This is a genomic window from Ensifer sp. 4252 (assembly GCF_050434565.1).
Taxonomy (GTDB): domain Bacteria; phylum Pseudomonadota; class Alphaproteobacteria; order Rhizobiales; family Rhizobiaceae; genus Ensifer.
On sequence record NZ_JBNDIU010000001.1, the window covers coordinates 642610 to 656536 of the forward strand.

Consider the following 13927-nt stretch of genomic DNA (forward strand, 5'->3'; position numbering starts at 1 on the left):
GTAAACCTGGCCTTATCGGCTTCGGGCGATTGACGTCAGCTTGAGATCGCCCGTCCCGGTTTTCCGGGACGGTGCTTTGCTCAGGCCGGCATGCGGCAGACGGCGCCGACGAGCTTCAGCACGAAGGGGCGGACTGTCAGCACGCAAAGGAAGGCGACCGGCATCGCCAGCGCATAGGTGCTCAGCACACGGGCGGGGTAGCCGGCGTCGACGCCGGTGTTGACGCCGACGATGACGCAGCACATCAAAAACGCCATGATCGCCGACATGAAGAAGGCAAAGGCAATCGGCACGGCGCGCGGCGGCAACTTGCGGCTGCGCGCGATCTGCGGCGGGGGTATCGTATCTTCCATGGTGAAGATCTCCATAGATCGTCGAAGGAACCATCCCTTCGTTTCGAGCCGCACTATACCGACCGCGCCGGACTGAAGTAGGCCATTGCAGCCTTGTTCAGAATTAGGCAAAACCATCGAATGAGAACACACATTCGATGGATACCATTATGGATACACTACGCGGCGTCGAGAGTTTCGTCAGGAGCGTCGAGGAAGGCAGCATCGCCGCAGCGGCGCGCAAACTCGGGATCACGCCTGCTTCTGCGAGCCAGAATATCGCCCGGCTCGAGCGGGCGCTCGGCACGAGATTGCTAAGCCGAACGACGCGGCAACTAGGGTTGACTGAAAGCGGCCGGGTCTATTTCGACCGGGTGCGCAGTGTCGTCCACGATCTCGAACTCGCAGCCGTTGCGGTCGCGTCGCTGAGCCCGGAGCCGCGAGGATCGCTGAAGATCGCGTCCTCCGTCGCCTTCGGTCGCCATGTGGTGGCGCCGCTCGTGCCGTCCTTTGCCGAGCGACATCCGGAGGTCTCGATCGAACTCGTCGTCACCGATCGGGAAATCGATCACATCGGCGAAGGCATCGATATCAGCGTGCGCTTCGGCCTGCAGCTGGAGCCGGGACTGATTGCGCGAAAGCTCGCCTCGGTACCGATGGTCATCTGTGCCGCCCCGTCCTACATCGAGCGGCACGGCCGACCCGAGCGACCGGAAGACCTGATCCATCATCATTGCCTCGTCTACCGCTACGCCGGGCACGGGCGGATCTTCCGCTGGGGCTTCGTGCGGGACGGCCTGCGCTTCGAACCGGAGTTGAAGGCTACGATCGTCAGCAACGACATCGATACTCTTGCCGAAATGGCGATCGCCGGTGCCGGCATCACGCGGCTCGGTGCCTTCATCGCCACGGACCTGATCGCGCGCGGCTTGCTGGTGCCGCTGTTCGGCGGCGCACCCTCAGAAGGCGTTGCCAACACCGACCACGAGCCCTTCGACTTCTACGCCTGCTTCGTCGACCGCCAGGCGGAAACCCCAAAAGTTCGCGCCTTCATCGAGCATGCGGCGCAGTCGCTCAAGGGCCGGTGGTAGCCGTCACGATCGCCCCAAGGCCCGCCGTCAGGCGGGCAATGGCTGCGCCGCATTCCCTACGGCGGCTTCCTCTGCGAGCTTTGCTTCGCGGCGAAGCTTGAGCTTGTAGCCGACCTCGACGATCGCGTGGATCGCCGGGACGAATTCCTGGCCGAGATCGCTCAGCCTGTATTCGACCGAAGGCGGTGACGTCGGCACGATCCGGCGCTCGATCGCACCTTTCTCCTCCATATCCTTCAGGCGCGTGCTCAGCACCTTCGCCGATATCCCCGGGATATCGATCTTGAGTTCGCTGAAGCGGCGCGGACCGCCGCTCAGATACCAGATGATGTTGGGCGCCCAGGCGCCACCGAGCATGACCATGCACTCCCCGACCGGGCAGGTCGGCGGCAATGCAGCAGCTCTATTCTTTCGAATTTTCAAGCTCATGAACAAAATTCTCCAGTTACCGTGGGGAAACCGGAAACGTCGGTAACATAAAGTTATCTCATATACAAAAGTTATCGCCTGGGGTTAGGTTCCGCCGTCTTCGACAGAGACAACCATTGCAAAAGGAATTTGGTTATGAAGCTTTATTACGCCCCGGGCGCCTGCTCGCTCTCGCCCCATATCAGCCTGCGTGAAGCCGGCGTCGACTTCGAGATCGTCAAGGTTGACACCGCCACCCACCTCACCGAAAGCGGCGCCGATTTCAAGGCGATCAATCCCAAGGGCTATGTGCCGGCACTGGTGCTGGAAACCGGCGACGTCGTCACCGAAGGTGCGGCCGTCGTGCAGTATATTGCCGACCGCTTCCCGAAAGCCGGGCTCGCCCCCGCCAACGGCACGCTGGAGCGCACCCGCCTGCAGGAGCAACTGAACTTCATCGCTTCCGAACTGCACAAGGCGTTCTCGCCGCTGTTCAGCAAGACGGCAAGCACAGACGCCAAAGAAGCTGCCGCGGCGCAGGTTTCCAAACGGCTCGGCAATGTCGAAGCCCTGCTTTCCGATGGCCGCGCCCATGTGCTCGGAGACGCCTTCTCGGTCGCCGACGCCTATCTCTTCACCGTCGTCAACTGGACCAGCGTCACGGGAATTTCGCTTGCAGCATGGCCTCACCTGACGGCCTACATGCAACGGGTCGGGCAGCGCCCGGCAGTGCAGGCAGCCATGAAGGCGGAAGGGCTGATCGCGGCATGAGCGGCACCCACAGCGACCCGGGCTTTGCCGCCGTAATCGATGTGCTCGGGCGCTACTTCGACGGGCTCTACCACAGCGACACGGCGATCCTGCGCGAGGTCTTTCACCCGAAAGCCCACTACGCCACGGCGACCGAAGGAGAACTGCTCGAACTCGATATGAACAGGTATTTCCCTGTTGTCGAAAAGCGTCCCTCGCCGGCAAGCCGCGGCGAACAGCGCGCCGACAGAATCGTCTCGATCGAATTTGCCGGCCCGGTGACAGCCATCGCCAAGGTACAATGCGCAATCGGCGAGAAGGCGTTCACCGATTTCCTGTCGCTGATCTTCGTCGACGGACGCTGGCAGATCATCGCCAAGGTTTTTCATTACGACATTCGAGAACAAAGCTAAGGAGCCAGCAATGCCCTATGTGAACATCAAGATCACCCGCGAAGGCGCAACCCGCGAACAGAAGGCGGCGCTCATCAAGGGCGTCACCGACCTGCTCGTCACCGTGCTCGACAAGAACCCGGCCACCACCTTCGTCGTCATCGACGAGGTGGCATTCGAGGACTGGGGCGTCGGTGGCCTGCCGGTGGAGGAATATCGAAAGCAACTGAAAGCGAAGAGCTAGCCGCAACCCGACGGCCCTCGCCTGCCCGGCGTACGATCGAACATTGGCCGGGCCGATCTACCCTGCCTTCTCCCTACCAATGGGGAGAAGGCACCTCAGAGCAGCGAAGACCTTTCCGCTTGATCGTCGCAGCCCGGCTCTCTATCTCATTGTCTCCCGCCGCATAAATCCCGGAGACATGCCTTGTCCGTTTTCAAGAACCTGCCCGAAGCTCCCGTCGCCCCGAAAAAACCGGTGACCGACACGCGCCACGGCATCACCCGCACCGACGACTACTCCTGGCTGCGGGACGACAACTGGCAGGCAATGTTCAAGGATCCGTCGATCCTCGACCCTGAAATCCGCAAGCATCTGGAGGCCGAAAACGCCTACATGAATGCTGCCATGGACGACACCAAGGCGCTGCAGAAGACGCTGTTTGCCGAGATGCGCGGCCGTATCAAGGAAGACGACAGCTCGGTGCCGGTGAAGGACGGCCCCTTTGCCTATGGCAGCCTCTACGTGACGGGCGGCGAGCAGCCGCGCTACTTCCGCATTCCGCGCGACGCCGACGGCAAGGACGAGACCATCCGGCATGTCCTGCTCGACGGCGACAAGGAAGCCGAAGGCAAGTCCTATTTCCGCCTCGCGGGCCTCGACCATTCGAGCGATCACAGCCGCGGCCTTTGGGGTTATGACGACAAGGGATCGGAATATTTCACGCTGAAGGTGCGCGATCTCTCGACCGGCGAGGATCTTGCCGACGTGATCGAAAACACCGGCGGCGGCGGCGCCTGGGCACCTGACGGCAAGAGCTTCTTCTACACCGTTCTTGACGACAACCACCGTCCGTCGAAGATCTTTCACCATGTGCTTGGCGCATCTCAGGCCGACGACCGGCTGGTCTATGAGGAGAAGGATCCCGGCTTCTTCATGTCGGTCGGCGGCTCGCTCCTCGACGACGTCATCTACATCGACATTCACGATCACGAGACCAGCGAGTACCGGCTGCTCTCGACCAAGGATCTGACGGCCGAACCGAAGCTGGTGGCCGGACGCGTCATCGGTCTCGAATATGCGATGACCGAAGGCGGCGATGTCTTCTACATCCTCACCAACGCCGACGGCGCCAAGGATTTCAAGATCATGGAAACGCCGGTCAATGCACCGGGCAAGGAAAACTGGCGCGAGGTCGTGCCGCACAAGCCGGGCACGTTGATCCTCAGCCATATGGCCTATGCCCGCCACCTCGTCTGGCTGCAACGCCGCGAGGGCCTGCCGGAAATCGTCATCCGCGATCGCAAGACCGGTGAGGAGCACGCGATCGCCTTTGCCGAAGAAGCCTATGCGCTCGGGCTTTCCGGCGCTGCCGAGTACGACACCGACGTCATCCGTTTCTCCTATTCCTCGATGACGACGCCGTCGCAGCTCTTCGACTACGATATGGCGACGCGTGAGCGCACGCTCTTGAAGACGCAGGAAGTGCCGTCCGGGCACAATCCCGACGACTATGTCACCCGCCGCGTCTTTGCGCCGTCCTGGGATGGAACGAAGGTGCCGGTGACGTTGCTTTATCGCAAGGATACGCCGCTCGACGGTTCGGCACCGTGCCTGCTCTATGGCTACGGCGCCTATGGCATCACCATTCCCGCAGGGTTCAATACCAATTGCCTGTCGCTTGCGGACCGTGGCTTCGTCTATGCCGTCGCCCATATCCGCGGCGGCAAGGACCGGGGCTTTTCCTGGTACGAAGACGGCAAGATGGCCAAGAAGACCAACACCTTCAAGGACTTCATCGCCGCCGCTGACTATCTGAATCAGGAGAAGTTCACGTCCTACGCGAACATCGTCGCCGAAGGCGGATCGGCCGGCGGCATGCTGATGGGCGCAATTGCCAACATGGCGCCGGAGAAATTCACCGGCATCATCGCCGCCGTTCCTTTCGTCGATGTGCTCAACACCATGCTCGATGACACCCTGCCGCTGACCCCGCCGGAATGGCCGGAATGGGGCAACCCGATCGACAGCCGCGAATTCTACGACATCATCGCTGGCTACTCGCCCTACGACAATGTCGAGGCAAAACCCTACCCGGCGATCCTGGCGCTTGGCGGCCTGACGGACCCGCGCGTGACCTATTGGGAACCGGCGAAATGGGTGGCGCGCCTGCGCGAAAAAACCACCGGCAACGCACCGATCCTGATGAAGACCAACATGGACGCCGGCCACGGCGGCGCCTCCGGCCGTTTCCAGCGGCTGGAAGAGATCGCCTTCGAATACGCCTTCGCCATCAAAGTCGCCGGCAAGATGGTGGACGAGGGATAAAAGGCCATGCCCATTCACGTTGCCCTTCTTCGCGCCATCAATGTCGGCGGCGCCGGCATGCTGGCGATGGCCGATCTCCGCACGATCTGCGAGGACCTCGGCTTCAGCGACGTGAAGACCTATATCCAGAGCGGCAACGTGCTGTTCCGCTCGGAATTGCCGGCGCCGGAAGCGGCGGCAAAACTGGACGCGGCCCTTGGCGAGAAGCTCGGCAAGGCGCCCGGCGTGATGATCCGGGACGCCAGGCAGTTGCAGGCGATCGCCAAGAACGCCCCCTTCCCCGATGCCAAGACCAACCTCTTGCATGTGGTCTTTCTGCCGAATGCCGCACCCGCGGACGCGCTCGACAAGCTCGTTGCGCCCGACGGCGAGGAGGTGCAGATCCACGGGCACGAGATCTACGTACACTATCCCAACGGCTCCGGGCGATCGAAGCTTAAACTGCCGGCCTTGAAGCCGGGCACCGCCCGCAACCTCAACACGGTGCGCAAGCTCGCCGAAATGGCGCAGGCGATGGAAGACGACAAAGGCTGACGATCACGTGGCTGCCGGCTGAAACAGCAGCCGGACAAAAGTCCGGAAGATCAGCAGTTGGGCGGGCAGGTTCTTCGGCTCCTTCAGTGCCTTCGACAGAATGATGCCCCCTTCGATCACCGTCGAGACCATATCGGCAAGCTCGTCCACATCCAGCGGTTCACGCGGCTTGTACACCCTCATGATGTCACGGAACATCGCGCCGAAGCGCCGTCGCCACATCAGCGCCGCCTGACGGTTGATCTCCTGGATATCGCGATCGAAGGCGCGCTCGTGGCTGCAGATAACCGCGACCAGACAGCCGGGATGACCATTGGGAAGATCGGAGAGGAGTTCCGACAGCAGCTTGAGGCCGAGCAGAAATGCCTGGAGCGGATCATCCGCAAGCTCGCGCGCCCGGCTGAAGATCTCGTCATAAATCCGCTCGTCGTTCTCGACGTAACGCTCGAGCAGCGCCTTCGCCAGCTCGTTCTTGTCGCGAAAATGATAGAAAAAGCCACTCTTGGTGATACCGGTTTCAGCGATCAATTCGTCGATCGAAGTCCCGCCAAATCCCTTCGCCAATACCGACACTTCGGCTGCGTCGAGGATCTTGGCGCGCGTTTCCTCACCCTTTCGCATTAGCCGTTTCCCTACCGTCGGTACAGTTTCCGCCAATGAATCCACGACGAGCGAGCGATGCTGCGGCAAAACGCAACAGTCAACCCTATGATTTCACTGAGATATTTAAGTATATTAGCAATAGTATACCTTAAGTCGCCTAGTTTAGAAGATGATAAAAAGGCAGAACTTTAACCATCCTTGCGGGAATGGGAGCGCTCCGCCGGGATCCAACGCGACCAAAACGGGTGGAGACCGACATGGCCAAATACCGACGCAGCCTGCCGCTCATGAAGGGTGGAACCTTTCTCAGCGACGGCGGCATGGAAACGACGCTCATCTTTCATGAAGGCGTCGAGCTTCCGCACTTTGCCTCCTTCGTCCTACTGTCGACGTCCGAAGGGCGACGACGACTGCTCAACTACTACACGCGCTATCTCGACATAGCGCAGCGCCATGGCACCGGGTTCGTACTCGACACGGCAACGTGGCGGGCAAGCGCCGACTGGGGCTTGAAGCTTGGCTATGATGCCAGGGCGCTTGCCGAACTCAACCAGGACGCCGTCTATCTGCTGACGGAACTGCGCGCCGAATACGAACGGCCGCAGGCACCAATCGTGCTTAACGGTGCAATCGGGCCGCGTGGTGACGGCTACAGGGCGAGTTGCATGAGCCCTGACGAAGCCGAGGACTATCATGCCGCGCAGGTCGCTGCCTTTGCCGTCAGCGATGCCGATATGATCTGCGCCTATACGATCACCAATATCGATGAAGCGATCGGCATCGCGCGCTCGGCGCAAAGCCACGGCATGCCCTGCGCCATCTCGTTTACGGTGGAGATCGACGGGCGGCTGCCGAACGGCCGCTCACTCAAGGACGCGATCGAAATCGTTGACGCGGCTACCGGCCGGTTCCCGCAATACTACATGATCAACTGCGCCCATCCGGACCATTTCGAGGCCAGCCTCGATACCGGTAGCGCCTGGGTCCACCGGATTGGCGGCATCCGCGCCAATGCCTCGGCGAAAAGCCACAGCGAGCTCGACGAAAGCGAGACGCTCGATGCCGGCGATCCGTCGGATCTGGGGCAGCGCTATCGGATGCTGACCGATCGTTTGCCGCGACTGCGCGTTCTCGGCGGGTGCTGCGGCACCGACCATCGCCATATCGCGGCAATTTGCGAGGCCTGCCTTTCGCCGACGGCACTTAGCGCCTGAGACGAAACCGGTACTCGCCCTCCCGGCCCTCTCGCGAACCCTTCGCGGGAGGGCGCCGCCTTGCCAGCCAACTCTCGCGCAACGAACACGCCTCGTGTAGACTTGGTTCGAAAGGGCGGTGACCGGAATGTCCCGGCAGGAGCCGCTGACCACAGAATCATGAACTACGTGCCTGCTTCGCCGACCGCCGAAACCGACGCCTTTCACTTCGACAACAGTTTTGCGCGGTTGCCGCAGCAGTTCTTCGCCCGTGTCGACCCGACACCGGTCGCCGAGCCCTGGCTGATCAAGCTCAACCGGCCGCTTGCGGAAGAACTCGGCCTCGACGTCGACAGTCTTAAGCGTGACGGCGCCCAGATCTTCGCTGGCAACAGCGTGCCCGCCGGTGCCGCACCGCTCGCCATGGCCTATGCCGGCCACCAGTTCGGCACCTTCGTGCCGCAGCTTGGCGACGGTCGCGCGATCCTTCTCGGCGAAGTCATCGACCGAAACGGACAGAGGCGCGACATCCAGCTCAAGGGACCGGGACAGACACCGTTCTCGCGGCGTGGCGACGGACGGGCAGCGCTTGGCCCGGTGCTGCGTGAGTACATCGTCAGCGAAGCCATGTTCGCGCTCGGCATCCCGACGACCCGCGCGCTTGCCGCTGTCGTGACCGGCCAACCGGTCTATCGCGAGCAGATCCTGCCGGGTGCCGTCTTTACCCGTGTGGCAGCAAGCCACATCCGAGTGGGAACCTTCCAGTTTTTTGCAGCGCGCGGCGATATGGTTTCGGTCCAGGCACTGGCCGATTATGCGATCGACCGCCACTACCCGGAGGTCAGGAATGACGAGCGCCCCTATCTCGCCTTCTTCAAGGCGGTGGTGGCGCGACAGGCGGCACTGATTGCCCGCTGGCTGCATGTCGGTTTCATCCACGGGGTCATGAACACCGACAACATGACCATCTCCGGCGAGACGATTGACTTCGGTCCTTGTGCCTTCATGGATGCCTACGATCCGAAGAAGGTGTTTTCCTCGATCGATCAGTTCGGGCGCTATGCCTATGCCAGCCAGCCGGCAATCGGCCAATGGAACCTGACAAGACTTGCCGAGACGCTGGTGCCGCTCTTCGATCCGGTTGCGGCAACCGCGGTGGACCTCGCCAACGATGCGCTCGGTGACTATGGCGCGATCTTCCAGCGGCATTGGCTCGACGGCATGCGCCGCAAGATCGGGCTCGTCAGCGAGGAGGAAGGCGACCTTGATCTCGTCCAGGCGCTGCTGACGGCGATGCATCAGGGTGAAGCCGACTTCACCCTCGCCTTCCGCAGGCTTTGCGAGTGCGCTGCCGATCCAACCGCCGACGCAGACTTGACTTCCCTGTTTGCCGAACCGGCGGGGTTGACATCCTGGCTTGCCGATTGGCGACAACGTCTAGAGCGGGAACCGGTAACGGCAGGCGAACGCGCCGTGGCCATGAGGGCAGTGAACCCGGCCTATATTCCGCGCAACCATCGCATCGAGCAGGCGATTGTGGCAGCGACGGAAGACGCCGACTTCTCGCTGTTCGAAGCGCTCGTCGACGTGACGTCAAAGCCATACGAGGACCAGCCGCGTTTTGCCGCCTATGCCGATCCGCCGCAGCCGGAAGAGGAAGTGCGGCAAACCTTTTGCGGTACGTGAGGGCAAATCGACAAGCGCATTGCACTTGTCGATCGATGGTCGTTGCCTATGGCTTTCGGCCATAGGCCGAGAGGAATATCCGCACGCTTTCCCTAGCATGCGAACGAAGGGCGCCTGCATCGGGAATCGCCTGATCGCCGAGCAGCATGGCATCGTTGACGGGCTCGCCCATCACCAACCAGTTGAAGAAGGACGCGGCGGCGCGCAGGTCGCCCGCCTCGACGTCGCCGCTCTCGCGGTAGTGGGCAAGGGCTTTCCTCAGCCTGTCGATCGAACGACGCGGGCCCTTCGCATGCAGTCTCTTGCCAAGTTCCGGAAAACGCTCCGCCTCGCCGATCACCAGGCGCCGCAGTTGCATCAGGCGCGGCGTCATGACGATCGCCAGCTGCTGCTCGGCGAAATCCAGTAGGAAATCCTCGATCGGGCGCCCATCGACAGGATCTGCGACCTGCTCCTCAAGTTCATCACCGGCAACGCCTGTCATGCCGGTGACGATGTCAAGGAACAGCGCCTCCTTGGTTCCGAAATGAGCATAGACGGTCTGCTTCGACACGCCAGCCATCGCCGCCACCTCGTCCATGTTCGTCGCGAGGAAACCGCGCTGCAGGAACAGCTCGGTGGCGGCCGCCAGGATCGACTGGCGCTTTCTCGTCATTCGCGTCTCGACAGGGTTCGTCATTCTCAGCCACGACCTCTCACCGAAGCACGCGATAGCACAAGTTCCTGACTAGCACGACCGCATTGACAAATCAAACTGGACGGTACAGTTTGATGCGAAGTGAATGACGGAGATTACGGGTGACCAGGAGCGACAGCGGGACATTGAACGCACGATGCAGCTGCGGGCAGGTGCAGATGCGTGCCGTCGGCAAGCCGATCGTGGCGACCGCCTGTTATTGCGCGAGCTGCCGGAAAGCAGGCGCACTGCTCGAGGCACTGCCCGGTGCTGCGCCGGTGCTCAATAGCGACGGGTCCACGGACTTCGTGCTCTTTCGCAAGGATCGGATAAACTGCGTGCGTGGCGCCGAGCGGCTTCGCGAGCATCGGCTGACGCCGACGTCGAAAACCCGCCGTGTCGTCGCCACCTGCTGCAATGCGCCGATGTTTCTCGAGTTTACCAGCGGCCATTGGCTGACGCTCTACCGGCAGCGTCTCGACGAGGATGCCCGGCCACCCCTGGAGATGCGGGTGATGACGCGGGACCGCCGGGCAGATGTCAGCGTCATGGACGACGTGCCAAACTATGCCGGACATTCCGGAAAATTCATGCTGAAGCTGATCGGCGCCTGGGCGGCAATGGCTTTCCGGTCCCCGGAGGTCGATTATGTGAAGGGAGAGCTTGATGGCCACGGAACGTAAAAAGATCGAGATCCAGAACATCGTTTCCCCCGGACACGTCACACGTGTCGACAAGGTGAAGTACGATGCCATGAAGGACGCGCTTCTCACCGCGCTATCCCGTGAGCAGACCGCCCTCACGGTCGCCGAAGCAAAGCAGAAGCTGCTGCCATTGCTGCCGGACGATCTCTTTCCAGGCGGCGCCAAGGCCGGCTGGTGGCTGAAGGCGGTCCAGCTCGACCTCGAGGCCAAAGGCGTGCTGCGTCGGGAAAACACCAAACTGCTGCGCCTTCGGCTCGCTTAATCGACCGCGTCCGCTCTTCGCGGCCAGGTGGTGAGCCCGCGAAAGCGATAGCCTGCCGCAGGGCTATAGCTGTCCCTCCTGCAGCAAAGCATCACTCGAACCTTCGGCGCGCAACTTCATTGCGGCCACCTGATTTTTTGCGTTGCGAAATTATGGCTATTGAAAGGCAGGGCCGGTGCGTTAGGTGCTAGAGGGCGGGCAGTCGCGCGACTTGCCCCAGCCCGATCTGACGGCCGCGGCCTCCCTCGCGACCGCCGACCCCGAAACCGATTTTTCCCGCGCGGCCGCTCATTCGGGCCGCCCCAATGAAAAAGCCGTGCCACGGCGCCGTTCTTCAATTCGGGAGTTCCCACCATGCTCATTCTGACGGCCATCGTCTTCGCCCTCATCGGCCTTGCGCTCGGCGGCGGCGGAGCCAAGCTCCTGATGCTTGGCGGCAGTCCCTACTATCTCATCGCCGGTATCGGCTTCCTGCTGACGGCCATCCTTCTCTTCATGCGCAAGGCCGCCGCCGTCTGGCTTTATGCCCTCCTCATCCTTGGCTCGCTCGCCTGGGCCGTCTGGGAGGTCGGTTTCGACTGGTGGCAACTGGGGCCTCGTGGCGGCATTATCGTGCTGCTCGGCCTGTGGCTGATGCTACCGGCGGTCCGGCGCCCGCTCGGATTTGAGAGCCCGACAGGCGAACGGTATGCCGCCAGCGCCTGGCCGCTGGCGCTGGCCGTGCTCGTGTCGATCGGCATTGCCGGCTACTCGATGACCCAAGATCCGCACGACATCCGCGGCGATCTGCCGAGCGACGTGGTCGCCGCCGATCTCGGCGGCAACGTGTCGCCCGGAGAATGGCATCAGTACGGGCGCACGCCCTTCGGCCAGCGTTATGCGCCGCTCGATCAGATCACACCCGAAAATGTCGCCAACCTCAAGGTGGCCTGGCAATATCAGACGGGAGACGTCAAACGGCCTGAAGACGTGAGCGAAACCACCTATCAGGTAACCCCGATCAAGGTGAAGGACACGCTTTATGCCTGCACGCCGCACAACTGGGCGATCGCGCTTGATGCTGCGACCGGCGAAGAAAAGTGGAAATATGACAGCAACTCCGGCATGAACCCGGACCGACAGCACCAGACCTGCCGCGGCGTCACCTATTGGGCCGATCCGGCAGCGACCCCCGGCAGCGTATGCGCCGAGCGGGTCTATCTGCCGACATCCGATGCGCGGCTGATCGCGCTCGATGCGGCAACAGGTGCGGTCTGCACCAGCTTTGCCGACAACGGCGTGCTGCAGCTCGAAAAGGGCATGAAATACAATCCGGCTGGCTATTACTACTCGACCTCGCCGCCGGTTGCGGTTGCCGGCAAGCTGATCATCGGCGGCGCCGTCAACGATAACTATTCGACCCAGGAGCAATCGGGCGTCATCCGCGCCTTCGACATCAACACCGGTGCGCTGGTGTGGAACTGGGACAGTGGCAATCCCGATGTGACGACGCCGCTCGCCGAAGGCCAGACCTACAGCACCAACTCGCCCAACAGCTGGTCGGTGTTCAGCTACGACGAGGGCCTTGGCCTCGTCTATATCCCCATGGGCAACCAGGTCCCTGACCAGCTCGGCATGGGGCGCAGCGAACATGTGGAGAAGTATTCTTCCTCCATCGTCGCGCTCGATATCAATTCCGGTGGGGTGCGCTGGGTGCGCCAGACCGTGCACCATGACCTCTGGGACATGGACGTGCCGGCACAACCGGCGTTGCTCGACATCACCAAGGAGGATGGCACGGTCGTACCTGCGCTCGTCGGAGCGACGAAGCAGGGCGACATCTATGTGCTCGATCGACGGAGCGGCGAGCCGATCATCCCGATCGAGGAAGTCGCGGCACCCAAGGGCGCGATCCCGGAAGATTTTACCGCGCCGACCCAGCCGGTCTCCGGCCTGACCTTCATGCCAGCGCCGCTGCAGGAGCGGAACATGTGGGGTGTGACGATGTTCGATCAGCTCGCCTGCCGTATCTCGTTTCGCTCGCTGAAATACGAGGGGCGCTATACGCCGCCCTCGCTTGAGGGAACGTTGGTCTACCCCGGCAATTTCGGCACGTTCAACTGGGGATCGGTCGCGGTCGACCCGGAACGCCAGGTGATGTTCGGCATGCCAACCTACCTCGCCTTCACCTCGCGTCTCGTTCCGCGCGACCAGATCCCGCCGAAGGATCAGGACGAAAAGGGGTCCGAGCAGGGCCTCAACCGCAACGACGGCGCGCCCTACGGCGTCTTCATGGGACCATTCCTCGGCCCGCTGAAGATCCCCTGCCAGGCGCCGCCATGGGGTTACGTCGCCGGTGCCGATCTCAGGACCGGCACGATCGCCTACAAGCACAAGAACGGCACCGTCGAAGACATGACGCCTTTGCCGCTGCCCTTCAAGGTCGGCGTTCCCGGCATCGGCGGACCGATGATCACCAAGGGCGGCGTCGCTTTCCTCGGCGCGGCGGTCGATGACTATCTGCGCGCCTACAACGTGACGACAGGCGAACAGCTCTGGGAAGCCCGCCTGCCGGCGGGCGGCCAGTCGACACCGATGAGCTACACGGTCGGCGACAAGCAATATGTGCTGATCGTCGCCGGCGGCCATGGCTCGGTCGGCACCAAGCCGGGAGACTACGTCATCGCCTATACCCTACCCTAAAACGCGAGAAGGCATCCCTAATTCTCGCTATTGGGTTGCATCCGCAAGCCTCACGCAAGCCATTGG

Annotated in this window: 15 protein-coding genes; 11 read left to right on the forward strand and 4 right to left on the reverse strand. The window is 62.1% G+C overall.

The annotated features are described in order from the left end of the window. Positions 1-80 precede the first annotated feature (80 nt). Complete coding sequence (locus tag ABIE33_RS03165) at positions 81-353, reverse strand: DUF2798 domain-containing protein (protein WP_429121266.1); 273 nt, start codon at positions 351-353, stop codon at positions 81-83. Positions 354-502: 149 nt separating this feature from the next. On the opposite strand from ABIE33_RS03165, the gene ABIE33_RS03170 reads away from it, so the two are divergent. Further along, complete coding sequence (locus ABIE33_RS03170) at positions 503-1423, forward strand: LysR family transcriptional regulator (protein WP_429121269.1); 921 nt, start codon at positions 503-505, stop codon at positions 1421-1423. Positions 1424-1450: 27 nt separating this feature from the next. Here ABIE33_RS03170 and ABIE33_RS03175 read toward each other — a convergent pair whose 3' ends face one another. Further along, complete coding sequence (locus tag ABIE33_RS03175) at positions 1451-1852, reverse strand: winged helix-turn-helix transcriptional regulator (protein WP_429121271.1); 402 nt, start codon at positions 1850-1852, stop codon at positions 1451-1453. Between the two features lie 135 nt (positions 1853-1987). Here ABIE33_RS03175 and gstA point away from each other — a divergent pair, with 135 nt between their 5' ends. The 5 genes from gstA to ABIE33_RS03200 all read left to right on the forward strand — a co-directional run bounded on the left by gstA (position 1988) and on the right by ABIE33_RS03200 (position 6055). Then, positions 1988-2602, forward strand: a complete 615-nt coding sequence (gene gstA, locus ABIE33_RS03180; RefSeq protein ID WP_429121274.1) for a glutathione transferase GstA — start codon at positions 1988-1990, stop codon at positions 2600-2602. Beyond that, positions 2599-2994: a nuclear transport factor 2 family protein gene (locus tag ABIE33_RS03185; protein ID WP_429121276.1), complete on the forward strand. Its 396-nt coding sequence runs from the start codon at positions 2599-2601 to the stop codon at positions 2992-2994. The genes gstA and ABIE33_RS03185 overlap by 4 nt, the downstream gene beginning before the upstream one ends. Before the next feature lie 10 nt (positions 2995-3004). After that, on the forward strand, positions 3005-3217 hold the full coding sequence (locus ABIE33_RS03190) for a tautomerase family protein (RefSeq protein ID WP_429121278.1): 213 nt from the start codon (positions 3005-3007) through the stop codon (positions 3215-3217). A gap of 183 nt (positions 3218-3400) precedes the next feature. Then, on the forward strand, positions 3401-5521 hold the full coding sequence (locus ABIE33_RS03195) for a S9 family peptidase (RefSeq protein WP_429121281.1): 2121 nt from the start codon (positions 3401-3403) through the stop codon (positions 5519-5521). Between the two features lie 6 nt (positions 5522-5527). Continuing rightward, positions 5528-6055: a DUF1697 domain-containing protein gene (locus ABIE33_RS03200; RefSeq protein WP_429121284.1), complete on the forward strand. Its 528-nt coding sequence runs from the start codon at positions 5528-5530 to the stop codon at positions 6053-6055. Positions 6056-6058: 3 nt separating this feature from the next. On the opposite strand, the gene ABIE33_RS03205 is transcribed toward ABIE33_RS03200, so the two are convergent. Continuing rightward, positions 6059-6676, reverse strand: a complete 618-nt coding sequence (locus tag ABIE33_RS03205) for a TetR/AcrR family transcriptional regulator (protein WP_429121287.1) — start codon at positions 6674-6676, stop codon at positions 6059-6061. Between the two features lie 239 nt (positions 6677-6915). On the opposite strand from ABIE33_RS03205, the gene ABIE33_RS03210 reads away from it, so the two are divergent. After that, the gene (locus tag ABIE33_RS03210) at positions 6916-7872 is read left to right on the forward strand and encodes a homocysteine S-methyltransferase family protein (RefSeq protein WP_429121290.1); all 957 of its coding nucleotides are present in this window, start codon (positions 6916-6918) and stop codon (positions 7870-7872) included. 159 nt (positions 7873-8031) lie between these two features. Next, the gene (locus ABIE33_RS03215) at positions 8032-9537 is read left to right on the forward strand and encodes a protein adenylyltransferase SelO (protein WP_429121293.1); all 1506 of its coding nucleotides are present in this window, start codon (positions 8032-8034) and stop codon (positions 9535-9537) included. A 46-nt stretch (positions 9538-9583) separates the two neighbouring features. Here ABIE33_RS03215 and ABIE33_RS03220 read toward each other — a convergent pair whose 3' ends face one another. Further along, positions 9584-10192, reverse strand: a complete 609-nt coding sequence (locus tag ABIE33_RS03220) for a TetR/AcrR family transcriptional regulator (RefSeq protein WP_429121296.1) — start codon at positions 10190-10192, stop codon at positions 9584-9586. Between the two features lie 143 nt (positions 10193-10335). On the opposite strand from ABIE33_RS03220, the gene ABIE33_RS03225 reads away from it, so the two are divergent. From ABIE33_RS03225 to ABIE33_RS03235, 3 genes are all read left to right on the forward strand, one after another. Continuing rightward, positions 10336-10896: a GFA family protein gene (locus ABIE33_RS03225; RefSeq protein WP_429121299.1), complete on the forward strand. Its 561-nt coding sequence runs from the start codon at positions 10336-10338 to the stop codon at positions 10894-10896. Next, positions 10880-11179, forward strand: coding sequence for a DUF6958 family protein (locus ABIE33_RS03230; RefSeq protein ID WP_429121302.1), 300 nt, complete (start codon positions 10880-10882; stop codon positions 11177-11179). The genes ABIE33_RS03225 and ABIE33_RS03230 overlap by 17 nt, the downstream gene beginning before the upstream one ends. A gap of 354 nt (positions 11180-11533) precedes the next feature. Beyond that, complete coding sequence (locus ABIE33_RS03235) at positions 11534-13861, forward strand: glucose/quinate/shikimate family membrane-bound PQQ-dependent dehydrogenase (protein ID WP_429121305.1); 2328 nt, start codon at positions 11534-11536, stop codon at positions 13859-13861. Positions 13862-13927 lie beyond the last annotated feature (66 nt).